The 25,892-nt window shown below is 69.3% G+C and carries 17 protein-coding genes; 7 read left to right on the forward strand and 10 right to left on the reverse strand.

Going from position 1 to position 25,892, the window contains the following annotated elements; all coding sequences use genetic code 11:
- Positions 1–531: 531 nt before the first annotated feature.
- Entirely contained in the window at positions 532–2,196 is a 1,665-nt protein-coding gene (locus D7V88_RS13075) for an alpha-amylase family protein (protein ID WP_120540972.1), read from the reverse strand.
- 197 nt (positions 2,197–2,393) lie between these two features.
- Here D7V88_RS13075 and D7V88_RS13080 point away from each other — a divergent pair, with 197 nt between their 5' ends.
- Positions 2,394–3,356 carry a TIGR03885 family FMN-dependent LLM class oxidoreductase gene (locus D7V88_RS13080; protein ID WP_120540973.1) on the forward strand — a complete coding sequence of 321 codons (963 nt, stop codon included), beginning with the start codon at positions 2,394–2,396 and terminating at the stop codon, positions 3,354–3,356.
- Between the two features lie 35 nt (positions 3,357–3,391).
- Complete coding sequence (locus D7V88_RS13085) at positions 3,392–4,495, forward strand: winged helix DNA-binding domain-containing protein (protein ID WP_244238121.1); 1,104 nt, start codon at positions 3,392–3,394, stop codon at positions 4,493–4,495.
- Between the two features lie 9 nt (positions 4,496–4,504).
- Here D7V88_RS13085 and D7V88_RS13090 read toward each other — a convergent pair whose 3' ends face one another.
- The 4 genes from D7V88_RS13090 to D7V88_RS13105 form a co-directional block, all read right to left on the reverse strand.
- Complete coding sequence (locus D7V88_RS13090; RefSeq protein WP_120540975.1) at positions 4,505–7,453, reverse strand: DEAD/DEAH box helicase; 2,949 nt, start codon at positions 7,451–7,453, stop codon at positions 4,505–4,507.
- Between the two features lie 69 nt (positions 7,454–7,522).
- Entirely contained in the window at positions 7,523–9,589 is a 2,067-nt protein-coding gene (locus D7V88_RS13095) for a TonB-dependent receptor plug domain-containing protein (RefSeq protein ID WP_120540976.1), read from the reverse strand.
- A gap of 147 nt (positions 9,590–9,736) precedes the next feature.
- Positions 9,737–10,831, reverse strand: coding sequence for a PEGA domain-containing protein (locus tag D7V88_RS13100; RefSeq protein WP_120540989.1), 1,095 nt, complete (start codon positions 10,829–10,831; stop codon positions 9,737–9,739).
- A gap of 43 nt (positions 10,832–10,874) precedes the next feature.
- The gene (locus D7V88_RS13105) at positions 10,875–12,143 is read right to left on the reverse strand and encodes a serine/threonine protein kinase (protein ID WP_167509842.1); all 1,269 of its coding nucleotides are present in this window, start codon (positions 12,141–12,143) and stop codon (positions 10,875–10,877) included.
- Between the two features lie 180 nt (positions 12,144–12,323).
- Between D7V88_RS13105 and D7V88_RS13110 the strand changes: the two genes are divergently transcribed.
- The 3 genes from D7V88_RS13110 (at position 12,324) to D7V88_RS13120 (ending at position 16,444) form a co-directional block, all read left to right on the forward strand.
- Entirely contained in the window at positions 12,324–13,676 is a 1,353-nt protein-coding gene (locus tag D7V88_RS13110) for an MFS transporter (protein ID WP_120540990.1), read from the forward strand.
- A gap of 225 nt (positions 13,677–13,901) precedes the next feature.
- Positions 13,902–15,371 carry an ATPase domain-containing protein gene (locus D7V88_RS13115; RefSeq protein ID WP_120540978.1) on the forward strand — a complete coding sequence of 490 codons (1,470 nt, stop codon included), beginning with the start codon at positions 13,902–13,904 and terminating at the stop codon, positions 15,369–15,371.
- Positions 15,368–16,444, forward strand: coding sequence for an ATP-binding response regulator (locus D7V88_RS13120; protein WP_120540979.1), 1,077 nt, complete (start codon positions 15,368–15,370; stop codon positions 16,442–16,444). Before D7V88_RS13115 ends, D7V88_RS13120 begins: the two co-directional genes overlap by 4 nt.
- A gap of 63 nt (positions 16,445–16,507) precedes the next feature.
- Here the strand turns inward: D7V88_RS13120 and D7V88_RS13125 are convergent, their stop codons facing one another.
- From D7V88_RS13125 to D7V88_RS13135, 3 genes are all read right to left on the reverse strand, one after another.
- Positions 16,508–17,926 carry an RICIN domain-containing protein gene (locus D7V88_RS13125; RefSeq protein ID WP_208726265.1) on the reverse strand — a complete coding sequence of 473 codons (1,419 nt, stop codon included), beginning with the start codon at positions 17,924–17,926 and terminating at the stop codon, positions 16,508–16,510.
- A gap of 89 nt (positions 17,927–18,015) precedes the next feature.
- The gene (locus tag D7V88_RS13130; RefSeq protein WP_279636024.1) at positions 18,016–18,222 is read right to left on the reverse strand and encodes a YbdD/YjiX family protein; all 207 of its coding nucleotides are present in this window, start codon (positions 18,220–18,222) and stop codon (positions 18,016–18,018) included.
- Positions 18,219–20,285, reverse strand: a complete 2,067-nt coding sequence (locus D7V88_RS13135; RefSeq protein WP_120540981.1) for a carbon starvation CstA family protein — start codon at positions 20,283–20,285, stop codon at positions 18,219–18,221. The genes D7V88_RS13130 and D7V88_RS13135 overlap by 4 nt, the downstream gene beginning before the upstream one ends.
- Before the next feature lie 118 nt (positions 20,286–20,403).
- On the opposite strand from D7V88_RS13135, the gene D7V88_RS13140 reads away from it, so the two are divergent.
- Both D7V88_RS13140 and D7V88_RS13145 read left to right on the forward strand, forming a co-directional pair.
- A complete protein-coding gene (locus tag D7V88_RS13140) occupies positions 20,404–21,822 on the forward strand; it encodes a S41 family peptidase (protein WP_158625078.1) in 1,419 nt (472 codons plus the stop codon).
- Positions 21,823–22,007: 185 nt separating this feature from the next.
- Complete coding sequence (locus tag D7V88_RS13145) at positions 22,008–22,541, forward strand: DUF6321 domain-containing protein (protein WP_120540982.1); 534 nt, start codon at positions 22,008–22,010, stop codon at positions 22,539–22,541.
- 136 nt (positions 22,542–22,677) lie between these two features.
- Here the strand turns inward: D7V88_RS13145 and D7V88_RS13150 are convergent, their stop codons facing one another.
- Positions 22,678–24,879, reverse strand: coding sequence for a xanthine dehydrogenase family protein molybdopterin-binding subunit (locus tag D7V88_RS13150; RefSeq protein WP_120540983.1), 2,202 nt, complete (start codon positions 24,877–24,879; stop codon positions 22,678–22,680).
- Between the two features lie 20 nt (positions 24,880–24,899).
- Positions 24,900–25,889: an FAD binding domain-containing protein gene (locus tag D7V88_RS13155; protein ID WP_120540984.1), complete on the reverse strand. Its 990-nt coding sequence runs from the start codon at positions 25,887–25,889 to the stop codon at positions 24,900–24,902.
- Positions 25,890–25,892: the final 3 nt, after the last annotated feature.

The following is a 25,892-nucleotide window of genomic DNA, read 5'->3' on the forward strand; positions in this document are numbered from 1 at the left end:
CTTCTACCACCGCCGCGCTCGCTGTCAACTCCGCGTTGACTGCCCTATTTTCTTGTCGGTGCTGCTCTCTCCCAGAAGTACCTTCCGCGCCAGTGCGCGGGCTTCCGGGTGAGGGGCGCGGCTTCTACCACCACCGCCACTTCGTTGATCAACTTCTTTCGAGTCGACCTTTGCTGCTTTTCCGCTCGAGCCACCGACCTGCTTCCGTCGGGGTTGAGCGGGGCGCGGCTTCTATCTCTTCGCCGCGTTCTGCGTCAACCGCTCGTTACATCCACGAGCTTTCCTCGGAGAAGCCGGGCGCTGGAACTTCGGCGGCCGGCCTTCGCGGGGAGGGCGGCAATAGCACGTGGTTTCCGGCTCACGCAACATTCCGTCGATGCGCGGATGAGGAAAGAAGACCGGGGCATCACGGGCCTCTTGGTCGGCCGAGGCGGAGCAGCCCCTCTTCTTCTTTCAGGGCGCTGGGATCCGCTCCACCAGCGCCTGCCCAGCATCGACCTGTCCGCGTTCACCTGGGGCTCACTCCGTCCCTCAGCGCAGCGGTTCCGCCTTGTGCTTGCGCGCAGGGTTGTCCTGCCCCACTCGGAACCAGCGGTAGCCGTAGCCCTCCAGCGTCACGACGTGGCGCTTGCCGTCCACGGGTTCGGAGTGGTCCTCGGTCAGCACGTTGTAGAGCGGGCATGCTTCCTCGCCGCCTGTGTCCAGCTTCACGGTGCAGGGCCGGGACGAGAGGTTGTGCAGCACCACCATCGCGTTGCCCTTCCAGTCGTATCGGATGGCGAGCACTCCCTTGTTACTCGTGCGAAGGATCTTCCAGGCCCCCCACCCCAACTCGGGGCACTCCTTGCGCGCTCGGATGATGCGCTCGGTCCAGTTGAGCTGTGAGGCCGGGTCCCTTCGCTGCTGCGCCACGTTCACCTGGGGGAAACCAAACGGTCCCTCCGACACCAGCGGCTTCACCGGCTTGTCCGCCAGCGTGAAGCCTCCGTGCGGCTCCGGGCTCCACTGCATCGGCGTGCGCACCGACTGACGCTCCACCAAGGCCAGGTTCTCCCCCATGCCCAGCTCGTCGCCGTACCAGAGCACCGGGGTCCCCGGCAGCGTGAACATCAGGCTGTAGGCCAGTTCGATGCGGCGGCGGTCCCCGTCCAACATCGACGCGAGCCTCCGGCGCAGCCCCCGGTCATAGAGCTGCATACCCTTGTCGGGCCCCAGCGACTGGAACACCTCCTGCCGGTCCTCGTCCGACAGGCGTCCCAGGTCCAGTTCGTCGTGGTTGCGCAGGAAGTTCGCCCACTGCGCCGTGTGCGGCAGGTCCGGTGACTCCTTCAGCGCGTCGACGAGCGGCGTCGCATCCCCTCGGGTCAGTGAGAGGTAGAAGTTCTGGTTGGCGAGGAAGTTGAAGACGAGCTGCATGCGGTCGTTCTTGCCGAAGAACTCCACCACCTCGTCCATCGTGACGTTGGCTTCCGCCAGCAGGATGGCGTCGCCCTTCCTCCACGAGAGGAACTCGCGCATCTCCTCCAGGAGGGCGTACGGGTTCTTCACGCCCGGGTTCTTCACTCCCTTGAGCTCCACGAGGAAGGGCACCGCATCCACCCGGAAGCCGGACACGCCCAGTTCCAGCCAGAAGCCCATCACCTTGAGGATCTGCTCGCGCACCTCGGGATTGGAGACGTTGAGGTCGGGCTGGAAGTCGAAGAAGCGGTGGAAGTACCAGAGCTTCGCTTCCTTGTCGTACGTCCACGTGGAGGGCTGTACGCCCGGGAAGACCATGCCCTTGTTGGCGTCCTTGGGGCGCTTCTTCGACCAGACGTAGTAGTCGCCGAAGCGTCCGTCGGGGTCCTTGCGCGCCGCCTGGAACCACGGGTGTTGATCCGACGTGTGGTTCACCACCAGGTCGATGATGACGCGGATGCCGTGCAGCTTCGCTTCGTGCGTGAAGGCCACGAAGTCGCCCAGGTCCCCGAGCCGGGGATCCACACCGTAGTAGTCGCTGATGTCGTAGCCATTGTCGCGGTTGGGCGTGGGCTGGAAGGGCATCAGCCACAGGCAGGTGATGCCCAGGCCCGCCAGGTAGTCCAGCTTGCGCCGCAGGCCCACGAAGTCCCCGACGCCGTCGCCGTTGCCGTCCATGAACGTCTCGACGTCGAGGCAGTAGATGACCGCGTTCTTGTACCAAAGGTCTTCGATCATCCCGTCTCCCGGGGCGTGCACCCCGACGCGAGGGACACCCGTTCCCTTTAAGCATCCGGACTTGCCCGGCAGGCCGACGGCTCTCGCGCCGCGTGTGGAACCCCACACCCGGGGGCTGATGGGCTTTCTTCAGCCAACACTCGCGCGGAGGGAGGCCTCGCGGCGCGGCGGATCCGACGCCAGGGTGGATCCACCCCATGGCACTCATCGGATTCCACGCCTCGCACGAACAGTTCACGCCCAGCGAGCTTCTTCGCCTCAGCCGGAAGGCCGAGGGCGCGGGCTTCCAGGCCGCGCTCAACTCCGACCACTTCCATCCCTGGACGGACGCACAGGGGCAGAGCGGCTTCGCCTGGTCCTTCATGGGCGCGGCGCTCGCCACCACCGGGCTGTCCTTCGGCGTGGTGAATGCTCCCGGGCAGCGCTACCACCCTGCCCTCGTCGCGCAAGCGCTCGCCACCCTCAATGAGATGTTTCCTGGCCGGGCCTGGGCGGCGCTTGGCAGCGGGCAGTACCTCAACGAGGCCATCACCGGCACCGGCTGGCCCGCCAAGGATCTGCGCAATGCCCGCCTTCTGGAGTGCGTGGACGTGATGCGCGCCCTCTTCCGCGGGGAGACCGTTACCCACCGGGGACTCGTCACCGTGGAGGAGGCGAAGCTCTACACTCGGCCGGTGGAGCCCCCCATGCTCCTGGGCGCGGCCGTCACCGCGAAGACGGCCCGATGGGTGGCGGGCTGGGCGGATGGCCTGCTCACCACCGCCCGTCCTCCCGACGAGCTCCGCAAGGTGGTGGAGGCCTTCCGGGAGGGCGGCGGTGAGGGCAAGCCGATGTACCTCAAGGTCCAGCTCTCCTACGCGGCCGATGAGGAGCGCGCTCGCGCCGGTGCCCACGACCAGTGGGCTTCCAACATCTTCGCCAACAGCGTCCTCACCGACCTGCGCACTCCCGCCCAGTTCCAGGAGGCCGCGAGCGTCGTGCAGCCCCATGATCTGGACGGCCCCCTGCGGGTTTCCAACAGCCTCCAGCAGCACGTGGACTGGCTGGGGGAAGACCTTCGCCTGGGCTTCGAGCGGCTGTACCTGCACAACGTGAACCGGGAACAGGACGCGTTCATCGACGCGTTTGGCGCGCAGGTGATTCCGGCCCTTACTCGCTGACCCTCTGGCGATGCGCCCTGGCTATGCTCGGGCGCATGGCTACCGAAGTCCTGTCCTCCCAGGCCCTCAACCGGGCCACGCTTGCCCGGCAGTTGCTGCTGACCCGCGAGAAGATGCCGGTGCTGCGTGCCGTCGAGCATCTGGTGGGCCTCCAGGCGCAGCTCGCGCGCCCTCCGTACCTTGCGCTCTGGTCCCGACTCCAGGGCTTCCAGCGGGACTCGCTCACCAATCTCGCGCACAAGCGGGACGTGGTTCGCGGCACGATGATGCGCGGCACGCTCCACCTGATGAGCGCGAAGGACTACCTGCGCTACCGCGGCATGTACCGGCCCATGCTCACCGCGGCCATGAACAGCATCCTCAAGGAGCGTGCCGCGTCGCTGGACCTGCCGGCGCTGCTCGCCACCGCCCGCCCCTTCCTCGATGAGAAACCGCGCACGTTCGAGGAGGTTCGCGCCCACCTGATGAAGCACCATGTGGATGGCGATGAGCGGGCCATGGGCTTCGCCACTCGCATGCTGCTGCCGCTCATCCAGGTGCCCGAGGACGGGCTGGACTGGGGGTGGCCAGGCAACTCCGGGTTCACGCTGGCGGAGTCGTGGCTGGGCATGCCGCTGGACACCGATGAGGACGCCTCTCCGCTGGTGCTGCGCTACCTGGCGGCGTTTGGCCCGGCCACGGTGGCGGACATGCAGACGTGGTCCGGACTCAAGCCCCTGAAGCATGCTTTCGAGAAGGTTCGCGGCAAGCTGGTGGAGTTCCGTGACGAGAAGAAGCGCGTGCTCTTCGATCTGCCCAAGGCTCCCCGGCCTCCCGAGGACACGCCGGCCCCGGTGCGCTTCCTGCCCGACTACGACAACCTCATCCTCTCCCACGCGGACCGGACCCGCGTCGTCACCGACGAGCACCGCAAGGCCATGTACACCGGCAACCTGCGCGTGCAGCCCGTGTTCCTGGTGGATGGGCGCGTCGCCGGCATGTGGTCCACCGAGCGCAAGAAGGGCTCCGCGACGCTGGTGTGCAAGCCGTTCGTTCCGCTCAAGAAGCCGGCTCGCGACGCCCTCACCCAGGAGGGCGAGGACGTCCTTCGCTTCACCGAGCCTGAGGCCACCTCCGTCGCAGTGAAGTTCGGGACGTGACGGCGGTCCTCAGGCGAAGAGCTGGAGCAGGTCCTCGCGGGTGATGGCGGCGGCTCCAGAGGCTTCGCTGAGCGCGGCTTCGAACAGCGCTCGCTTCTTCTCCTGGAGGCCGAGGATCTTCTCCTCCACCGTGCCCTGGGACACCAGCCGGTAGACCATCACCGGCCGCTCCTGCCCGATGCGGTGCGCGCGGTCCGCCGCCTGCGCCTCCACCGCCGGGTTCCACCACGGGTCCATCAAGAACACGTGGTCCGCCGCCGTGAGGTTCAGGCCCGTGCCGCCGGCCTTCAGCGACATCAAGAGCACCGGGGCTCCGTCCGGCCCCTGGAAGCGCGAGGTCACGTCGCCGCGGTTCGTCGTCGTGCCGTCCAGCCGCTCGAAGGCGATGCCCGCGCCCTTGAGCCCCGGCTCGATGAGGTCCAACAGCGACGTCCACTGCGAGAACACCAGCGCCTTGTGACCTTCCGCGACCGCCGTCTCCAGCGCGTCCACCAGCGTCTGCACCTTGGAGGACGTCTTCGCGTGCTGGCCGGGCACGAGCGCGGAATGGCAGGCCGCCTGCCTCAGGCGCAGCAGGGCTTCCAACGCCTTGAGCACGCTGCCGCCTTCGTTCAGCAGCGCTACGACTTCCGCCCTCGTGGCCGCCATCACCGCGTCGTAGACGCTGCGCTCGCGCTCATCCAACTGCACGTGCATCACCGAGTCCGTGCGCGGCGGCAGCTCCGGTGCCACGTCGCGCTTCAGGCGCCTCAGGATGAACGGGCGGATGCGCCGCCGCAGGCCCTCCGCCGCTCCCGGCTTGCCGTCCGCGATGGGCTGCGCCGTCTTCTCCTCGAACTGACGGCGCCCCCCGAGCAGGCCCGGGTTGGTGAAGTGCATCAGGCTCCACAGTTCGTCCAGGCGGTTCTCCAGCGGCGTGCCGCTGAGCGCGAGCCTCAGGTTCGCCTTGAGGCCAAACGCGGCCCTCGACACCTGGCTCTCCGGGTTCTTGATGGCCTGGGCCTCGTCCAGCACCACCGCCTCCCACGTGGGCGCTCCCAGCGTCGGCGCGTCCAGACGCAGCAGCGCGTACGTGGTGAGCGTCACGTCCGCCGTGGGGTCCAGCTTGCGACCGGGGCCGTGGTAGACGCAGACCTTCAACGACGGCCGGAAACGCTGCAGCTCCGCCACCCAGTTGGGCAACACACTCGTGGGACACACCACCAGCGAGCGCGGGCCCAGGATGCAGATGGTCTGGAGCGTCTTTCCCAGACCCATGTCGTCCGCGAGGATGCCTCCCAGCCCCGCTCCCTTGAGGAACCCCAGCCAGCTCACGCCCTGCTGCTGGTAGGCGCGCAACGTGGCGTTGAGCTCCGCTGGCAGCACCGGCGGCGGCAGCTTGTCGAAGCCCTCCACCATGGGCGCCAGCTTGTCCAGGCCCGGGGGCGGCGGCTGATCCAACGATTCGCACAGCGCGGTCAACTCAGGCAACGCGTGGTTCGCGACCCGTCCATCCTCCTGGCGCGCGGCCAGGAGGTCCGCGACGCGCTGGCCGTTCTTGTCCAGCCACGCTCGCGGCAGCGGCGCCCATCCACCGCCATCCAGCGGCACGAGCCCCAGCCCCTCGGTCCAGGCCCGCACCACCGCCGCGGCATCCACCGTGCGCGCGCCTCCCTTGCCTCCCTCCACGTCGAACTCCAACGTGAAGCGCACCTGCGGCACGCCCTCGCCCGACGCGCCTCCCTCCACGCGCAGCGACGGCCTCAGGCGCATGTCCGGACTGACGATGCCCGCCGCGTCTCCTCCCAGGTCGCCTCGCCACTTCCGCAGCTTGTCCGCGAAGCGCATCATCTCCGGCCCCTGCACCGTGAGCCTTCGTCCGGGCACGAGGTTCAGCTCGTCGCGGAGCTGGTGCAGGAGCTTCGTCTCCGCGGCTTCGTCGCGCAGGGGCACCGCGCCCCGCAGGTACACCATGCGCCCGTTGTCGATCCGCACCGTGGGCGGCGCGCCGTACACCAGCGTGGGCAGCACCGACAGGCCCGCGGTGAGCTGGTTCAACTCCAGGAGGATTCGCGGCTTCAGGTCGCGATCCAACGGCGGCAGGCGGCGGCTCTTCACGTCCACCGGCATGCGCCTCGCCAGCTCCGGCAGCACCTTGGCGGACAGCTCCCCCAACTGCTCCGGCGCGTAGGTGCGCACGAGCGGCAGGTGCTGGAGCCAGGCGCCCGTCATCGCCGTCTCTCCCAGGCGCACCAGCGAGTCGGACGTCAGCGCGACGCCCGGGCTCACCACTTCCTTGATGCGCGGGTCGCCGGACACCGTCAGCACCCACTGCTGACCCCGGTCCTCCACCTTCGCTCGCGGGGGCAGGACCTCGCTGGACACCGCCACCGGACGCCCGTCCAACAGCACGTTGCGCGCGGGCTCCAGCGCCCGCAGCAGCGCGTCCAGCTTCTCCGCCAGCAGCGGCCCCCGCGTGCGCCGCTCCAGCAGGCGGTCCATGTTCAGGTCCACCTGCTCCACCTGCAACGTGACGCCGCCCGTGGGCTTCGCGATGCGCCCCGCGAGGCTGTCCTCCAGGGGCTCCTCGGTGCCGTCCGCGTGCGCGAGGACGCGGTGCAGTTGCAGGCCGCCTTCCACTCGCGTGAAGCGGTACACCACTCGCGACCAGCGCTCCGCCACGGCCTCCAGCGGCGCGTCCTGCTTCTCCGCCTGCTCCAGGGAGATGGCCGCCGCGACGACGTGCTCGCAGGGATCCACGCGGCTGGGGCAGTCACACTCCCACGCCTCGTCGCCCGGGTAGAGGACGACGGTGAGGGCCACCGGTCGGCCCGCCGCCTTCACCCTCAATTCGATTTCAGTGGCCGTGCGCGACTGGAGCGCCACCGCTCCTGCTCGCGCCAGACTCACCCCGTTGGACCAGATGCCGGGGCGGGCTTCTTTTCGGACGGCTTCGAGGAGCTGGGCGTTCTCGGACATGGCAGGGGCGTTCCCTACGCCCCGCCACGCCCCCGCGCAACGTCCGATGCGGACTGACTGAGCGCTGCCCTACTCGTCGTCGTATGCCGGCTCGAAGAGGTAGGTCAGCCGCAACATGAACTCCCTCGTGAACACCGGCAGGGGCGCGTGGCCGCCGTTGTAGGGCTGCGCCACCCGGAAGTCGCTGCCCAGCAGGTTGTAGACGCCCGCGCCAATCTCCAGGCCCTTCGTGCCCACGTTCTCCGCTCGCACGAAGAGGTTGAGCAAGAGCCGGGGCGACAGCGTCTGGACCTCCGACACACCCTCGTCGTCCGGGGCCCCGACGGCGAAGCGCTGGCCCACCAGCACGGCCGTGGGGCTGATGGACAGCCAGGGGAGGATTTTCGCCGTGCCCGTCAGCGTCGCCTTGTGCGTGGGCAGGCCGGTGAAGGCCTTGGGCTGCCCCGGCACCAGGTAGTCCTCCACGTCGTTGCGCCCGCCGGGCCGGTAGAACGAATAGCCCACCTGCGCGCGGCCCCAGGGGCCCCGGACGCGGTAGTCCAGCTCCACGCCCCGGCTGCCCAGGCGGCCCAGGTTGCGGTACGCCTCGGAATCCGTGTCCGTGTCGTACGAGTAGATGATGGGGTCCGTCACGCCCACGTCGAAGGCGTTGGCGCTCACCGTCTGTCCCTCGCCCAGGCGCACCGTGGCCTCCAGCTCATACACCGTGGTGCGCTCCGGCCGGACGTCGTCGCCCAGGGAGATGTTCTCGATGCCGGGCGCCCGGAAGGCGCGGCTGTAGAGGGCCTTGCCGCTCACCGGACCGAAGGACTTGAGCAGCACCAGCCGGGGCACGAAGGAGCTGCCGAAGAAGCTGTGATCTTCAAACCGCGCGCCCGCCACCACCGTGGCGATGGGGTTGTCCGAGTACACCTCCACGAAGCCCGCGAAGTTGCGGTAGGAGACCACGTCCTGGTCGCCGTTGAAGGGCTCCTGCTGGCCGACGCCCGCCGGTCCCAGCAGCTTTCCCTGGTCGAACGCCAGGTCCAGGCCGCCCGTCAGTTGGAGGAAGTCGAAGGCCGCCCAGCGCGCCAGGGCCCGGCCTCGCAGGCGGCGGTAGCTCTTGTCGTAGAAGAAGTCCGACGTCTCGTCGGAGTCCCGGTACGACTCGCCCAGCGTGAGGTTCAGCCGGGGGATGATTTCAATGCGGTCCGTCGGGCGGAAGCGGTCGCTCAGCTCCGCGTGGAAGGACTCGAAGTCGGTGTTGGCCGGCGTGGGCAGCACCTCGTCCACGGACACGACGGTGGTGGTGTCCTGGCGCTGGTACAGCAGGCTCAGTTGCAGGTCGCGGAAGCCCACGCCCGCCTGCACCACCGTGGGGTCCAGGCGCGACGCACCGTTCATGCTCGCGGAGTCGCCGTAGAAGTCGTCGAAGATGGCGTCGCTGCGCTGACCCTGTCCCAGCGACGCGGAGGCGAAGGCGCTCAGGCCCGGCACGGATTCGAACACCTTGCGCCCGGACAGCGTGAGGCTGCGCCGGCCGTTGCCGTGCGACAACTGCCCGTAGGTGCCCACCGCCAGCACGTCCGTGCTGCCCTGGATGCCCCGGGTGATGACGTTGATGACCGCCAGCTCCGCGTTGCCTCCGTAGATGACCGAGCCGGGACCGCGCACCACTTCGATGCGTTCGATGAGCTCCACCGGGAACTCATGGCCCAGTTGCATCGTGGAGTAGAGCTGCTCGTTCATCTCCTTGCCGTCGATGATGAGCAGCACCTTGCCTTCCTGGCCCCACAGGCCCCGGAAGCCCGGCCCCACCACGCCCGACACGTCCACGCCGAAGAAGAAGCCCGGGACGAGCAGGAGCACGTCCATCAGGTCGCGCGCACCCGAGGCGCGAATCTCATCCGCCGTCACCGCCGTGACGACCGCCGGCGAGTCGTGCAGCTTCGTGATGGCGAACGACGCCACCTGGCTGTGCACCTCCGGCTCGTCCTCCAGCGCCTCCACCCGGGCCTCCTGCTGGGAGGGCGTCTCCGGCGGTCCCGGGTCGATTCCCTGTTCGGGTTCGCCCTGGGCCCAGCCCGTGCCCGCGCCCAACAGCGCCAGCAACACACCCACACGACGGCCCGACCAGCAGCGCCTGGTGAAACCCATACGCGACAAACCTCTCGAAGGCGGAAGGTGCGCGCGGCGTCTCGGGGGAGACACCGTCCGCGCGAGCCCCCAGTGTACCGGGTCCAGCGCCATCCGAAAGTTCTGGGTTTACGTGCACCGCGTCGAATCCCGACGCGCAACTGTGTTTCAGCGCACGCGCACGCGGGTGCTGCGGCCCGGCTCGACGTCCACCGTCATGCGCCGCTTCACCTCGCCGTTGACGCGGACCTCCACGCGCGCGGGCCCCGCCGGCAGCGCCTGCGCGGAGATGGGCGGAAAGCCATACGGACGGTTGTTGATCCACACCTCGCCGTAGAGCCCCGGCGACGTCACCTCCAGGTCGCCCCGCTGCGCCACCTGCGCCACGGCCGCCTTCGCGACGGACGGCTCCGGCGGCGGCGTGGAGTCTGGGGACCGGGCCCCCGGCGCGAGCCCTCCGACGGGCGCCGCGGCAACGGGCGGAGCGGAGGACGTCGCCACCACCGGCACCGCGACGGGCGCGGACCTGGAGGCGGGCGGCGTCAGCTCCGCGGTGAGGTCGCGGTTGAGCGAGCGCACCGAGTCTTCAGCCACCTCCAGCGTTTCCGAGTACAGGTGGCGGTCGCCCTGCGCGAGCACGACGCGGTGCGAGCCCGCCGTCACGGACAGCCGCGCGGGGGTCATGTCCAGCTCCTTGCCGTCCACCAGCACCACCAGCCCGGGCGGCGTGGAGGTCACCAGCAGCAGGCCCTTGCGTTCGACTCCCGCTTCGGAGGCCTGGGCTTGCTGCTGCTGCTCCCGGGCCTGGGCGCGCGCGGCGGCGAGCCTGGCGGCGCGGGTGCGCGGCACGGACTTCGACGTGGACGACTCACGCGGTTCGGGGGCCTTGGTGACGCGCGCCTGTTCACGCGCGCGCAGGTCGGTGGCGATGCGCAGCAGCTCCACCACGTCGCCGTTGGGATCGTTGCGCAGGCTGAGGGCTTCGGTGAACTCCGTCACCGCCCGGGTGTAGTCGCGGTCCTCCAGCGCGGCGAGCCCCGACGCGCGCCGGGCCCGGGCGAGGCCGGCCTTCGCATCGTCGGAGGGTGCGGCCACGGCGGGACGCGTGTTTCCGGGCGCGGCCGGATCCACGCGCGCGACGAGGGGCGTGGACGGTGCGGGCGCCTGCGCGGCACGGCGGGAGCGCATCACCAGGTACGCCCCGGTGTTCACGGCCACGGTGCCCAACAGGATGACGGCGACCCAGGTCTTCTGATTCTTCACGTTCGATGTCCCGCTTCCCACGACACGGTGCGCCCCTGCCCCTTCATGCCACCAGCAACCAGAACAGCGCGCTGCCCACCGCGGCGACGCCCGCCGCGGCCGCGAGCCCCCAGGGGAACGCCTCGGACCCGCCCGCCTGTTCCGGCGGAGGCGCGATGATTCCCGTCGGCGCCGTGCCCGAACCCGTGCCGCGCGGCAGCACACCGGTGACCACCAGCGCGCTGGAGTCCAGCGGTTCGAGGGCCTCCGGCGGCGCGAAGGGCGAAGGACTGGAGATGCCCGTGGGCGTGCGCGTGGAGCCCAGGCTGGAGGAGCCTTGCATCGAGCCCGGCACCGACACCGCCGTGGACACCCGGCCCTTGGCATCCGGCGGGAAGAGCGTGGCCATCAACGTGGCCAGTTCGCGTCCGCCGGAGGTCCAGTGCTGCGTGCTCCGGAAGCGTTCCAGGTCGTCGTGCACTTCGCGCGCGCTCTGGTAGCGCGCGTCCTGGTCCTTCGCGAGCAGCTTGAGGAGGATGCGCTCCATTTCGGGCGAGAAGCCCGGCGACACCTGCGACGGTGGGGGCACGTCCCCCTGCGACGCGGCCACGATGGTGGCCTCCATGGTGTCGCGCTTGAACAGGCGCCGGCCCGTGGACAATTCGTAGAGGACGATGCCCAGCGAATACAGGTCCGAGCGGTGATCCAACTCCCGGTTGGTGATCTGCTCCGGGGACATGTAGGCGTACTTGCCCTTCACCACCCCGGCCACCGTGCGCTCCAGGTTCACGGAGCTCTTCACGATGCCGAAGTCCGCCAGCTTCACGATGCCGTCGCGCGACACCAGCACGTTGCCCGGCGTGATGTCCCGGTGCACCAGCTTCAGGGGCGTGCCGTCCGACAGCGTCTTCGCGTGCGCGTACGACAGCGCGTCCGACATCGCGAGGCCCACATCCACCGTGACGCGGGGGCCCAGCGGGATGGAGGACGCCGCCGCGTGCCGCATGATGCGATCCAACGACTGGCCCTGAATCCACTCCATCGCCAGGTAGTACTGGCCGTCGATCTTCCCGAAGTCGAACACCTGCACGATGTTCGGGTGGGTCAAAAGGGCCGCCACCTTCGCCTCGTCCGCGAACATGCGGCTGAAGGGCTCCAGGTTGGCGTACTCCGGCAGGATGCGCTTGATGACGCAGGCCTTGGAGAAGCCGTCCGGCCCGTCGATGGTGGCCAGGAAGATGTGCGCCATCCCCCCCACGGCGAGCCGCTGGAGGATGCGGTACTTCCCGAAGCGCTCATCGGCTCCAGGTGCGACCGGCGGAGGCGTCACCATATCAACCCTGTCCAACTTGTACTCCCAGGACGGAACTCGGAATCCCCGGAAGATATCGATGACCCGGGGTCCCGACAAGTTTAGCTCTCCCTGTCAACATGTTTTGCGGTGAATCCCCTTTAACGACGTAACGGATGGGGCCTGCGCGGGGCTCCCGGCATATCCTCCCGGGCCTTGCGCATGGCGACCTCCCCTTCCGACGCTGTATCCGCTTCCGCCGCCTCCCGTCCGCTGACCGCGCGGGACATCCGCACGCTGGGGCTCGCGGCGCTGGGGGGCGCGCTGGAGTTCTACGACTTCATCATCTTCGTGTTCTTCACGGCGGTGATTGGCCGGCTGTTCTTCCCGCCGGAGACGGCGGACTGGCTGCGGCAGTTGCAGACGTTCGGGCTGTTCGCGGCGGGCTACCTGGCGCGTCCGCTGGGCGGCATCGTGATGGCCCACTTCGGGGACCGGACGGGGCGCAAGCGGATGTTCACGCTGAGCGTCTTCCTGATGTCGGTGCCCACGCTGCTGATGGGCCTGCTGCCCACATTCGCCACGGCGGGATACGCGGCGCCGCTGGCGCTGCTCACCTTGCGGCTGTTGCAGGGCGCGGCGGTGGGGGGCGAGGTGCCGGGGGCGTGGGTGTTCGTCTCCGAGCACGTGCCCGTGCGCCGGGTGGGGCTGGCGTGCGGCACGCTCACCGCCGGCCTCACGCTGGGCATCCTCCTGGGCTCGCTGGTGGCCACCGCCATCAACACCGTCTTCACGCCCGGGGAGGTGGATGCCTTCGCGTGGCGCATTCCCTTCGTGGTGGGCGGCGTGTTCGGCTTCCTCGCCGTGTTCCTGCGCCGGTGGCTCCAGGAGACGCCCGTCTTCGAGGAGATGCGACAGCGTCACACGCTGGTGCGGGAGCTGCCGCTCAAGGCCGCGCTCAAGGGCCATGCGCCGGCTGTCGCGGTGTCCATGTTGATCACCTGGGTGCTCACCGCCGGCATCGTGGTGGTCATCCTGATGACGCCCACGCTGGTGCAGCAGCTTCACGCCATCCCCGCCGCCCGGGCCCTGGGGGCCAACAGCGTGGCCACGCTCACGCTCACGGTGGGATGCATCTGCTTCGGCATGCTCGCGGACCGGCTGGGGCCGGCGCGGGCCCTGGCGCTGGGCACGAGCGCGCTGCTCGTCACCGTGCAGCTCTTCTACCGGGGTGTCGCCCATGCTCCCGGGCAGTTGGTGCCCCTGTACGCGCTGGTGGGCTTCTGCGTGGGCGTCGTCGGGGTGGTGCCCGCGGTGATGGTGCACGCCTTTCCTCCGGCGGTGCGCTTCTCCGGCATCTCGTTCTCGTACAACGTGGCCTATGCGCTGTTTGGCGGGCTGACGCCGCTCATCGTCACGCTGGCGATGAAGGAGAACCCCCTGGCGCCCGCGCACTACGTCACGGCGGTCTGCGGCGTGGGGTTGGCGGTGGCGGTGTACCTGCTCCGCAAGGCCCCCGCCGGCTCCGACACCCGCTCCGGGGGCGAGGGCGAACACCCGCTGTCGTCGCACTGACACCCGCCCGTCCGGCCGCCTGGAAGACGGAGGTGTTCACCGGACGCCGGTGCGCCGCGCCCCACCGAGCGAGGCGCTGGCCCGGGGCCCAGGTGTTCGCTATGCGCCGGAGGCGGAGTTGAAATTCGGGCAGGCCGCTTCCGCGATCCCTACCTTGTCCCGGCGCGCGCGCTTTCGAGCGGCAGAGCCTCGCGCGTTGCTTCCCGCCGCCCGGTGAACCCAGGAATGCCAAGCAGCGAACCGCCGCTCTTCAAAAGTGGCATCCCCAGCTTTGACACCCTCCTGGGAGGAGGCATCCCCACCCGACAGTCGGTGATCATCACCGGCACGCCAGGGTGCGGGAAGACGGTGCTGTGCAGCCAGGTGGCCTTCGAGGCCGCGGCGCGTGGCATCCCGGTGGTGATGGCCACCGTTACCTCGGAGCCCCATGACAAGCTGATGAGTTCGCTTTCCGGCTTCTCCTTCTTCAAGCCCGAGCTGCTGGGCGAGAAGCTCTTCGTCATCAGCGCCTACTCGGCCCTCAAGCGCGGACCCAAGGAAGCGCGCGACCTGCTGCTCCAGACGGTGCGCGAGCACAAGGCCGGCCTGCTGTTCATCGACGGGCTGCGCTCCATCCGGGACCTCTGGTCGGACGAGGCGCGGCTGCGCGAGTTCCTCTACGAGTTGGGCATCGGCCTTTCGGCCGTCAACTGCATTGGCCTGTTCACCACGGAGTACCCGCTGGATCGGCTGATGGCGCTGCCGGAGGCCACCACGGTGGACGGCATCGTGGCCCTGTCCATCCAGCCCCAGGGAGCGCGGCGGGTGCGCCGCATCGAGTTGGTGAAGCTGCGCGGCCGGGCCCACCTCACGGGCGAGCACGTCATGACCATCAACCAGGGCGGCGTGGAGTTCATCCCGCGACTGGAGGCCACACCCCTGGACTTCCATGACGCGCCGCCCACGCTGACGCGCAAGGGGTTCGGGCTTCCGGAGCTGGACGCGCTGATGTTCGGAGGGCTGCCCGAGCTCAGCACCACCATGCTCGCGGGGAGCATGGGCATTGGAAAGACCTTGCTGGCCACCCATTTCGTCGCGGATGGAGCGCGCAAGGGAGAGCACGGGCTCTTCATCTCCTTCTTTGATTCGCCCGCCATGCTCACGGCGCGCGCGAAGCGCGTGGGCCTGGACGTGGACGCGCTGCTGCGCGACCGGACCCTGACCGTCCAGCACGAGCCCCCGGTGGAGCTGGAGGCGGACCTGTTCGTGAGGGATCTGCTGCGCACGGTGGACGCGCGCGGGGTGAAGCGGCTGGTCATCGACGGGCTCAGCGAGCTGGAGCTGTCCATCCTGGATCCGGCGCGGCGCCGGATGTTCCTCGCCTCGCTGGCGATGCGGCTGCGGATGCGCGGCGTCACCTCCATCTTCACCCGCGAGGTGCCCAAGGTCGTCGGCACGGAGCTGGACTTCAGCGACGCGCCGGTGGCCATCCTGGGAGAGAACCTGCTGCTCTTGCGCTACGTGGAGCTGCACGGGCAGATGCACCGCATCCTGTCCGTGCTGAAGATGCGCGACAGCAAGTACGCCAGCGACCTGCGTGAGTTCCAGATCAACGACACCGGGGTGAAGGTGCTCGCGCCCCTGCGCTCCGCTGCGGGCCTGCTGACGGGTCAGGCACGGCCCATCGGCGCCACCGTCGGAGGTGGCTTGGAATGAGCCTTGTCCTCATCGCGGAGGATGAAGAAGCGCTGCTGGAGGTCTTCTCCGAAGTGGTGGAGGACCTGGGCCACCGCGTGGTGCGCGCGCACAACGGCGAGGAAGCCCTGATGCTCGCGCGGACAGAGCCGCCGGACCTGGTGGTCAGCGACCACATGATGCCCCGCCGCACCGGCATGCAGTTGCTCCACGCCATGCGCTCCGAACCCACCCTTTCGGAGGTGCCCTTCCTGCTGTTGAGCGCGGCCCGGCCCTCCGGGCGTGAAGCGGCCCAGACGTTCCTGGCGAAGCCGGTGGACCTGGCCACCTTCGAGCACGCGGTGAATTCAGCGCTCCAGCAGCACGCGACGGTCCGCACGGAGGCGGCCCAGGCCTCGCGCGAGTCGGCCAGCGCTGTGAGCCTGGCGCGCGAGGAGATGCTCAACTGGGTGGCGCACGAGCTGAAGACGCCCCTGAGCTCCGCGCGGCTCAACACGCAGATGCTGCTGCGCAAGGTGCAGAAGCGCGGCATCGAGGACGAGAGCCGCTCCGCCGAGGCCATCCTGCGGCAGTTGGACCGGATGAACGGGCTGGTGACCTCCATCCTGGACGCGTCCCGGCTGGCGGACGGAAAGCTGGAGTTGAAGCAGGTGCCCACGGACCTGGCGCCCTTCCTCCAGGAAGTGGTGCAGGACTGGCGCGAGATGCAGCCGGAGGTGGACTTCACGCTGCAGTTGGGAGAGCCGGTGGAGCTCCTGTCCCTGGACGCCGAGCGGGTGCGCCAGGTGCTCAACAACCTGCTGTCCAACGCGGTGAAGTACAGCGGGGAGTCGCGGCGCATCGAGGTGGGCGTGACGCTCAGCCCGGGACTCGTCCTCATCCACGTGCGCGACTGGGGCGTGGGCATCCCCGCCGCCTCCCTGCCCCACATCTTCGAGCGCTTCCAGCGCGCGGACTCCGACCGGGGTCGGGGACATGGGCTGGGGCTGTTCATCGCCGCCGCGCTCGCGAAGCTGCACGGCGGTTCGCTGTCCGCCCGCTCCACCCTGGGCGAAGGCTCCACCTTCATCCTGCGACTGCCCCGGCGGAACTGAAGCGCGCATCCCGGGGAGCGGGGCCGGCGGGAAACCACCGGCCCCGTCACGTCCGACGGGCGACTACCGCGCTTCCATGCGGAACTGCTGGCAGTCGTTGTTGGACCAGGTCCACTGCTGCAGCAGCGTGCCGTCACCGCTGCCACCCTGGCAGCCCGTCACGTCCAGCACCTTGCCGCTGTGGCGCGCCTCCAGCCGGACGTAGCCGTTGCCCAGGTCCACCGGCTTGAACTGCTGGTTGCTTCCGTTGGAGTACGTCCACTGCTGGAGCCCCGCGCCGTCCGTGCTGCTTGCGTCCTTCACGTCCAGCGCCTTGCCGCTGTGGCGCGACACGAAGCGGTAGTAGCCGCTGTCCGTCGCCTCCATGGACCACTGCTGGCTTGCGCCCGTGTGGCAGGCCCACTGGTGGATGATGGCGCCATCCGCCGTGCTGGGACCGGAGATGTCCACGCAGCGGCCGGAGGCCTTGTTGACCAGCCGGTACGCGCCCGTGCCGCCCGTGCCCTGCGCCACCGAATAGATGGCGTTGAGCAGCGACGTGCCGCCGGACGTGTCCTGGCTCAGCTCCCAGATCATCACGCCGCCGTTCTGCATGCCCAGCCGCGTCTTCGCCTGGATGGTGGAGATGCCGTTGTAATAGACGTCCCCGACGTTGTCCTTGTAGGGCGCCTGCGAGTCGCGCGCGACCAGCTCCGAGTAGCCCACGTAGCTGGACGGCGAGCGGCCGTAGAACGGCACGCCGAGCACCGCCTTGGACGCCGGCAGCCCGCGCCCCTTCCAGTAGTTGAGCGACTGGACGGCCAGGTCATACGTCGAATGCGGCTGGCCGCCGTCGTAGGCCATGAGGTTGAGGAAGTCGACGTCGCTGAACACCGACGCCGGCACGCCGCCGCCCGTGTAGCCGTTGGCCACCACCGCCGCCGTCAGCAGCTTGCCCCGCGAGTGCATGGCGGTGCCCAGCTCCCGCATCAGCAGCGCGTAGTTGTTCCCCGACGTGCCGGGGTCCGGGTACTCCCAGTCGATGTCCACGCCGTCCAGACCCACGGCGTTGACGAAGTTCACCACCGAGTTCACGAACGCGGTGCGCGTGCCCGCGCTCCCGGCCATCTGTTCGAAGGCGCTGTCATTGCCGTCGTTCCAGCCGCCCACCGCGATGAGCACCTTCACGCCCTGCGCGTGCGCCTTCGTCACCAGCGAGCGCAGCCGCGTGTCCGTGGTGCTCACGCCCGTGAGACCACCCTGCGCCGTGGGCAGCGCGAACGCGTAGTTGATGTGGCTGAGCTTGCTGTACTGGAGCGTGTCCACGTTGCCCGCCCACGTCGGCAGGTAGCCCACCACGCGCGTCGCCAGCGCCGGCGACTCCACCGCGCCCAACGGTTCGTCGGACGTCGGAACGTCCCCGGGGCCCGAGCAGCCCCCCAGCGATGCGAGAAACACGGCGCCCAGCGCCAACGTCCGGAACGGCGTTGCGAAGAGAGACACGGAAGACTCCTGCGTCATGGGTTTTGACGGGCTGAACCCGTAAAACCACATCAAGCAGTCTTTCCGGCAAAACTCAACGACTCATCGCTTCAGCAGCAGCGGCCCCCGCCGCCCCGGTAGCGGGCCTGGAGGCGGTCATTGAAAAACTCCGCATAGGTCATCACCGCGCGGTCCGGATGGTGACGGAGCATGTGGGCCACATAGGTGTCGTAGTCGGGCACGCCAATCATCTGGCGCGCGATGCGCACGGACTTGCGCCAGCCCTGCTGGAGCGTCTGGACGAAGTCGGGCCTCACCGTTGCACCGGGGCAGCGGCGGCCACGTAGGGCGTCTCCTGCGCGGTGGCCACCGTCGAGCGTCGGGCGGCGAGGATGGCGCGCACGCCGAAGAGGAGGGTGGCCACCACCACGGCCATGAAGAACGCGGTGAGGGCGGCGTCCAGGTAGTCGTTGAAGATGATGCGCTCCATCTCCTCCACGGACTTCGCGGGGGCGATGACGCGGCCTTCGGCCACCGCCTGGGAGAAGGCCTTCGCGTGGGCGACGAAGCTCACGCGCACGTCGCCGCCGAACACCTTCTGGAAGCCGGCGGTGAGCGTGCACAGCACCAGCCACGCGGCGGGGATGCCGGGCACCCACGCGTAGCGTTCACGCTTCATCTTCACCAGCACCACGCACCCCAGCGTGAGCGCCACGGCGGCGAGCATCTGGTTGGCGATGCCGAACAAGGGCCACAGCGTGTTGATGCCGCCCAGCGGATCCACCACGCCCTGGTAGAGGAAGTAGCCCCAGGCGCCCACGCACAGCGCGGTGGCCAGCAGGTTCGCGCCCCAGGACTCCGTGCGCTTCAGGGGCGCGTACACGAGGCCCGCAAGCTCCTGAATCATGAAGCGGCCCACGCGGGTTCCGGCATCCACCGTGGTGAGGATGAAGAGCGCTTCGAAGAGGATGGCGTAGTGGTACCAGAAGGCCATCATCCCCTGCCCGGACACGAGCCCGTGGAGGATCTGCGCCATGCCCACCGCCAGCGTCGGGGCACCGCCCGCACGGGACAGGATGGTCGTCTCGCCGATGTCGCGCGCCGTCTGCTCCAGGATGTCAGGGGTGATGACGAAGCCCCACTGGCTGATGGTCTGCGCCGCCTGCGTCGCGCTGGTGCCGATGAGCGCCGCGGGCGAGTTCATCGCGAAGTAGACGCCCGGGTCCAACACCGACGCGGCGATGAGCGCCATGATGGCCACGAAGGCCTCCATCAACATGGCGCCATAGCCCACGATGCGCGCGTCGGCTTCGCTGGCCAGCATCTTGGGCGTGGTGCCCGACGCGATGAGCGAGTGCCACCCGGACACCGCGCCGCACGCGATGGTGATGAACAGGAACGGGAACAGGCTGCCGGAGAACACCGGGCCGGAGCCGTCCACGAACTTCGTCACGGCCGGCATGCGCAGGTCCGGTGCCGCCAGCGCGATGCCCACCGCCAGCAGCAGCACGGTGCCAATCTTGAGGAAGGTGGACAGGTAGTCGCGCGGCGCGAGCAAGAGCCACACCGGCAGCACCGCCGCGCAGAAGCCGTAGCCGATGAGCAGCCACGCCAGCGCCTTGCTGTCGAAGGTGAACCAGGGGGCCCAGGTGGTGGACTCGGACACCTGGCCGCCCAGGTAGATGCTCAGCATCAGGAGCACGAAGCCGACGATGGAGACCTCCAGCACCTTGCCGGGGCGCACGTAGCGCAGGTACAGGCCCATCAGCACGGCGATGGGGATGGTCATGGCCACCGTGAAGGTGCCCCAGGGGCTGTGCGTCAGCGCCTTGACGACCACCAGCGCCAGCACCGCGAGGATGATCATCATGATCATCAGCACGCCCACCATCGCCGTCACGCCGGCCGCCGGCCCCAGCTCCATGCGGACCATGTCGCCCAGCGACTTGCCGTCGCGGCGGATGGACAGGAAGAGCGTCACGAAGTCCTGCACCGCGCCCGCCACCACCACGCCCACGAGGATCCACAGCGTGCCGGGCAGGTAGCCCATCTGCGCGGCCAGCACCGGGCCCACCAGCGGCCCCGCGCCCGCGATGGCGGCGAAGTGGTGGCCGAACACGACCCAGCGATCCGTGGGCACGTAGTCCAGGCCGTCGTTGCGGCGCTCGGCGGGGGTGGCGCGCGTGGGGTCCAGGCGCAGCGCTTTTTCGGCAATGAACCGGCCGTAGAAACGATATCCCAGCATGAACACCGCGACCGAGGCGACCACCAGCCAGATGGCGTTGATGGACTCCCCCCGGTGCAGCGCCACCACGCCCAGGCTGAACGCCCCGGCCAGGGCCACCAGCAGCCATCCCAACTTCCGAGCGACTCCACCCATGAGGACTCCCCGTCGCGGGCCCCGCACCGACACCCGGCGCGGGGTTTATAGCGCACCCGTAGTCGCGGTCCGTTGCGTGCGCGATGGGATGTCGGATCCTGAAGGAAGTCCGAGCGCCATGAACGCTCCCTTCCGCCGACCGCGTGCCGTCCTCCTGTTCCTCCTGGCGGGCCTGCTGACCGCGTGCGCCACGCCGCGCGTCGCCTCGAAGCCCGTCAGCGCGTCGGGGCCGGAAGTGTGGCGCTCCCGGGGATATGGATGGCTGCTCACCGTGACGCTGGAGGGATTGCGCCTGCACCACGAGACGGCGGCGTGGTGCTACCCGGATCCCGCTTCGTCTTCGGAGCTGAAGCAGATGTTCGGCGTCCAGGAGCCGGGGCCCTCCGAGGACATCCGGGACTTCTTCGCCGCGCCGGGGGAGACGCGCTACCGGTTCGACCGCATCGCCGCGCTTCCCGCCGACTGCGACGCGCACCCTGTATGGAGCGCTCCGGAGTTGTTCGACGTGTTCCGGGCGACCTTCGCGGAGCACTACGCCTACTTCCCCGAACGGGGTCCGGATTGGTTGGCGCGACTGGAGGCGGAGCGTCCCCGGGTGTCGCCGGGCATGGACGACCGGGCGTTGTTCACCCTCTTCGCGGAGTCACTCCGCATGCTGGGCGATGCGCATGTGGAGCTGCTGGCGGATGACGCCAGGTCCGACACGCTGACGTACGAAGAGCGCGCCACGGGGACGCTCGCGCTGCTGGAACAGGAGGCCCGGCGGACGGGGCGCACCCCAAAGGCCGTGCAGAAGGAGTGGCTGGGTGCGTACCGCGACGGAATCCTCCAGACGGTGCTGCGCGGCCAGGGCCATCACGTCGCGAACCAGCGCGTGTTCTGGGGCTTCGCCGCGCCGGGCGTCGGCTATCTCAACGTGATGACGATGGGCGGCTTCGTCGCCGCGACGGACGGGGACGACGCGACGCCGGAACAGGAGCTGGCCGCGCTGGAGCCGGTGCTGGATGATGCGATGGCTTCCTTCGCGGGCGCCACGGCGGTCATCGTGGACGTGAGCAACAACCGGGGCGGCCATGATGTCGTCTCGCGGGCGATCGCGGCGCGCTTCGCGGACCGGCCACGGCCTGCGTATTCCAAGTGGGCTCACGGGGCGAAGCACGTCCCGCCGCAGGAGTTCATCCTCACGCCCACGTCACGACCTGCGTTCCATGGGCCCGTCCAGTTGGTGACGAGCGACGTCACGGTCAGCGCCGGGGAGGTGTTCACGCTGGCGATGCGCGCCCTGCCCCAGGTGCTCCACGTGGGGACGCGCACGCGGGGTAGCTTCTCCGATGTGCTCGTCAAACCGCTGCCGAATGGCTGGACGCTCCACCTGTCGAACGAGCACTACACCGACGCTCGGGGCGAGGACTTCGAGGCACGCGGGGCACCACCCCAGCAGTCCCTGGACGTGTTCCCGGAGGCGGACCTGTCCCACGGGCATGCGCGTGCGATACGGGCGCTGGCCGACTCGCTCACGGTTCGCGACGCGAAGTAGCGACGTGGCCCTGGGGGCATGGGGACCCAGCGCTGGCGGACATCCGGATGCCCTCGAAGACGCCTGGCGTGCCTCCGTGAAAGGAGACCGGTCAGGGAGGCAACCCGGTGCGTCGTGCCATCGCTTGCGGGCAGACCTAGCTTTTCTCGCGTGGAGCCCACCGGTCCCCACGAGGAGGACATCCGATGCCGACCCGTTCCCCCGTCCGCAAGCACGTCACCCGCAGCCGGACGCTGAAGGATCCAAAGGGCGGACTGACCGCGGCGGGCCGCGCCTGGTTCCATGAGAAGGAAGGCGCGAACCTCAAGCCGGGCGTGAAGGGCAGGGCCGACACGCCGGAGAAGATGCGTCGCAAGGGCAGCTTCCTGCGCCGCCACTTCACCCATCCCCGGGGGCCCATGATGGATGCGAAGGGCAAGCCCACGCGGCTGGCTTTGTCCGCCCGCGCGTGGGGAGAGCCGGTGCCTCGTGACAACGCCGGGGCGAAGAAGCTCGCGGACAAGGGAACCCGGCTGTTGGAGCGCTACCATGCGGCCAAGGGGCGCTCGGGCCCGGCGGCGAAGCGCGGGGGCGTGAGGAAGACGCGGACCGCCGTGGCGGCGAAGCGCACCGGGACCAAGAAGACGCGGACCGTGGTGGCGGCCCGCCGTGTGACCGCGAAGAAGCGCGCTCCGGCCAAGGCTCGCAAGACCGCGACCCGACGCGTGAAGAAAGCCTGACACACCAGACGATTCAGGTACGCCATGAGGCGCCCACCGTCAGGAAGCCTCCTGCCTCATGCTGCGCGACCAGGACGCATTCGGTGCCGCCCCCTCAAGGAGGGAGCAGGGCCATGGGTCTCCCTTGGAGGGGTGCTCACGACGTCGCGAGCACCTTGTCCAGGGTGAGCGGCAGGGAACGGATGCGCCGTCCGGTGGCGTGGTGGATGGCATTGGCGATGGCGGCCGTCACACCGGTGATGCCAATCTCCCCGATGCCCTTGGCACCCAGTTCGTTCACGTGCGGGTCGCTCTCCGGCACGAAGATGATGTCGATGTCCGGCACGTCCGGGTTCACCGGCACGTGGTAGTCCGCCAGGTCCTGGGTCATGAAGCGTGCCGAGCGCGGATCCAGGTACGTCTCCTCCATCAACGCCATGCCGATGCCCATCACGATGCCGCCCAGCAACTGGCTGCGCGCCGTCTTCGCGTTGAGCACCGTGCCCACGCCGAACGCGCCGACACAGCGGCTCACGCGCACTTCGCCAAGGTCCGGATCCACGCGCACCTCCACGAAGTGGGTCCCGAAGGCGTGCATCGCGTACTGGTCCTTCTCCGGCCCCGCCTCCGCGCTCGCCTCCGCGTCCAGGGACGCAAGCCCCTTGCGCTTGAGCAGCGCCGCGAAGTCCTCGCGCTTGCCGCCGGACACCAGGACGCCGTTCTCCACCGTGACCTGCGCGGCAGGAACGCCGTGCAGGGGCGCGCCCGGATCCGCCACCGCCAACGCGATAGCCTTGTCACGCAGCGCGAGCGAGGCCTTCTTCACCGCCGAGCCCACGCTCGCCGCCGTCTGCGAACCTCCCGACACCGGTGTCTCCGGCATCCGCGTGTCGCCCAGATCGAACTTCACCTTCGCCGGCACGAGGCCCAGCGCGTCCGCCGCGACCTGCGTCATCACCGTGTATGTGCCCGTGCCCAGGTCGTGCGAGCCCGCCAGCACGCGCGCGGTGCCATCCGGCAGGAGCGTGGCCTTCGCGGACGCCTTGGAGCGCAGCGTGGGGTACGTCGCCGTGGCCATGCCCCAGCCCAGCAGCGTGCGACCGTCCTTCATGGAGCCCGGCGTCGGGTCGCGCTTCGCCCAGCCGAACCTATCCCCCGCCACGCGGTAGCACTCCTTGAGCGACTTGCTGCTCCAGGGGTGGCCCGTCTCCGGATCCTTGTCCGCGTGGTTCTTCAGCCGCAGCGCCACGGGGTCCATCTTCAGCTTCACCGCCAGCTCGTCCAGCGCGGACTCGAGGGCGAAGGTGCCGGACGCCTCCCCCGGCGCCCGCATGAACGTGGGCGTGCCCACCGACAGCCGCACCAGCCGGTGCGAGGTGGTGATGCGGTCGCTGGCGTACAGCATGCGCGTCGACTTGCCGCTGGGCTCGACGAACTCGTCGAACTCCGACGTGCAGCTCACCGTGTCGTGCTTCACGAGCAGCAGCTTGCCGTCCTCGCGCGCCTGGAGCTGGAGGCGCTGCTGCGTCTCCGGCCGGAAGCCCACCTGGCTGAACATCTGCTCGCGCCGCAGCACCAGCTTCACCGGCTTCTTCACCGCCTTCGCCGCGAGCGCCGCGAGGACCACGTGCGACCAGGGGGAGCCCTTGGAGCCAAAGCCTCCCCCCACGAACTTGCACACCACCCGCACGCTCTCCGGGGGGATGCCAAAGAGGGCCGCCAGCCGCGCGCGCGTCCCGAAGACACCCTGCGTGGTGTCGTAGACCGTGAGCGTCTCCCCCTCCCACAGCGCCAGGGTGGCGTGCGGCTCCATGGGGTTGTGGTGCTCGTAGGGCGTCACATAGGTGGCGTCCACGGTGGCGGCGGCCTTGTCGGTGGACGCCTTGCCCTGATCCATGTCCGCGGGCTTGCCGTTGATCTGCTTCGGCTTGTACGCGCGCGGCTGCTCTGCCTTCACATCCACCTTCGGCTTGCCGGCCCGGTATTTCACCTTCACCAGCGCGGCCGCGTACGTCGCACGCTCCAGGGTGTCCGCCACCACCAGCGCCACCGGCTGGTTCTGGTACTGCACCTTTCTCGACTGGAGGGCGTGCACCACCATGTCCGTAGGGCTCTGCTTCTTCACGGGATCCGCCGCCAGCTTCGGCGCGTCGTCCGGCGTCAGCACGGCCAGGACTCCCGGCTGGGCCTTCGCGGCCTTCACGTCCACGCTCACGATGGAGCCCGTGGCGATGGTGCTGCCCACGATGACCGCGTGGACGACGCCCTCCTCGGGCATCTCCGCCGAGTACTTCGCTCCTCCCGTCACCTTGAGCCGTCCGTCCACCCGCCCCAGCGGCTTGCCCACCGACGTGTCCATGGCGTTGTCTCCTTCGCGACTCAGGCGATTCCGGCGGTGAGGGACAGCGCTCGCACCAACGTGCGCCGCGCGAGGTCCACCTTGAAGGCGTTGTGCGTGCGGGGCTTCGCACCCTTCAGCGCCGCTTCCGCGGCCGCCTTGAAGTGCACCTCGTCCGCGGGCTTGCCCACGAGCGCGGCCTCCGCCTCCTTGGAGCGCCATGGCTTCGTGCCCACCCCGCCCAGCGCCACGCGCGCGGCCTTCACGGTGGTGCCCTCCAGTTCCAGCGCCACCGCCGCGGACGTGAGCGCGAACGCATACGCCGCCCGGTCCCGCACCTTCACGTAGCGCGAGCGCGCCGCGAACCCCGACGCGGGCAGCGTCACCCCGGTGATGAGCTCCTCCGGCTGGAGCACGCTCTCCTTGTCCGGATGCGTTCCCGGCACGAGATGGAAGTCGATGAAGGGCACCGAGCGCTCCCCCTTCAAGCCCTGCACGTGCACGCTGGCATCCAGCGCGGCCAGGGCCACGTTCATGTCGGACGGGTTCGCCGCGATGCACTTGTCGCTCACGCCCAGCACCGCGTGCATGCGGTTGTAGCCGTCCAGCGCGGCGCAGCCGCTGCCGGGCTCGCGCTTGTTGCAGGCCTGGGACACGTCCCGGAAGTACGCGCAGCGCGTGCGCTGGAGGATGTTGCCTCCCAGCGTGGCCATGTTGCGCAGTTGCGGCGACGCACCGGCGAGCAGGGCCTCCGACAGCACGGGGTAGCGCTCGCGCACGAGCGGGTGCTGGGCCAGGTCGCTGTTGCGCACCAACGCGCCGATTCGCAGTCCCCCACCCTCCACCTCCCGGACCTGGGAGAGCGGCAGCCCGTTGATGTCCACGAGCACCGCGGGGTTCTGCACGTGCAGCTTCATCAGGTCCAACAGGTTGGTGCCGCCGCCAATGGGCGCGGCCTCCTGGGGCTTCGCGGACAGCCGCTGGAGGGCGGCGTTGGCGTCGGCGGCGGCCACGTAGTCGAGGTGTCGCATGGG

This window comes from Corallococcus terminator, assembly GCF_003611635.1.
Taxonomy (GTDB): Bacteria; Myxococcota; Myxococcia; order Myxococcales; family Myxococcaceae; genus Corallococcus; species Corallococcus terminator.

Coding starts and splice junctions, on each gene's coding strand:
- D7V88_RS13135 (WP_120540981.1), bottom strand. CDS start 20,285: ATGGGTGGAGTCGCTCGGAAGTTGGGATGGCTGCTGGTGGCCCTGGCC.
- D7V88_RS13155 (WP_120540984.1), bottom strand. CDS start 25,889: ATGCGACACCTCGACTACGTGGCCGCCGCCGACGCCAACGCCGCCCTC.
- D7V88_RS13080 (WP_120540973.1), top strand. CDS start 2,394: ATGGCACTCATCGGATTCCACGCCTCGCACGAACAGTTCACGCCCAGC.
- D7V88_RS13090 (WP_120540975.1), bottom strand. CDS start 7,453: ATGTCCGAGAACGCCCAGCTCCTCGAAGCCGTCCGAAAAGAAGCCCGC.
- D7V88_RS13145 (WP_120540982.1), top strand. CDS start 22,008: ATGCCGACCCGTTCCCCCGTCCGCAAGCACGTCACCCGCAGCCGGACG.
- D7V88_RS13085 (WP_244238121.1), top strand. CDS start 3,392: ATGGCTACCGAAGTCCTGTCCTCCCAGGCCCTCAACCGGGCCACGCTT.
- D7V88_RS13095 (WP_120540976.1), bottom strand. CDS start 9,589: ATGGGTTTCACCAGGCGCTGCTGGTCGGGCCGTCGTGTGGGTGTGTTG.
- D7V88_RS13140 (WP_158625078.1), top strand. CDS start 20,404: ATGAACGCTCCCTTCCGCCGACCGCGTGCCGTCCTCCTGTTCCTCCTG.
- D7V88_RS13105 (WP_167509842.1), bottom strand. CDS start 12,143: ATGGTGACGCCTCCGCCGGTCGCACCTGGAGCCGATGAGCGCTTCGGG.
- D7V88_RS13150 (WP_120540983.1), bottom strand. CDS start 24,879: ATGGACACGTCGGTGGGCAAGCCGCTGGGGCGGGTGGACGGACGGCTC.
- D7V88_RS13075 (WP_120540972.1), bottom strand. CDS start 2,196: ATGATCGAAGACCTTTGGTACAAGAACGCGGTCATCTACTGCCTCGAC.
- D7V88_RS13115 (WP_120540978.1), top strand. CDS start 13,902: ATGCCAAGCAGCGAACCGCCGCTCTTCAAAAGTGGCATCCCCAGCTTT.
- D7V88_RS13120 (WP_120540979.1), top strand. CDS start 15,368: ATGAGCCTTGTCCTCATCGCGGAGGATGAAGAAGCGCTGCTGGAGGTC.
- D7V88_RS13110 (WP_120540990.1), top strand. CDS start 12,324: ATGGCGACCTCCCCTTCCGACGCTGTATCCGCTTCCGCCGCCTCCCGT.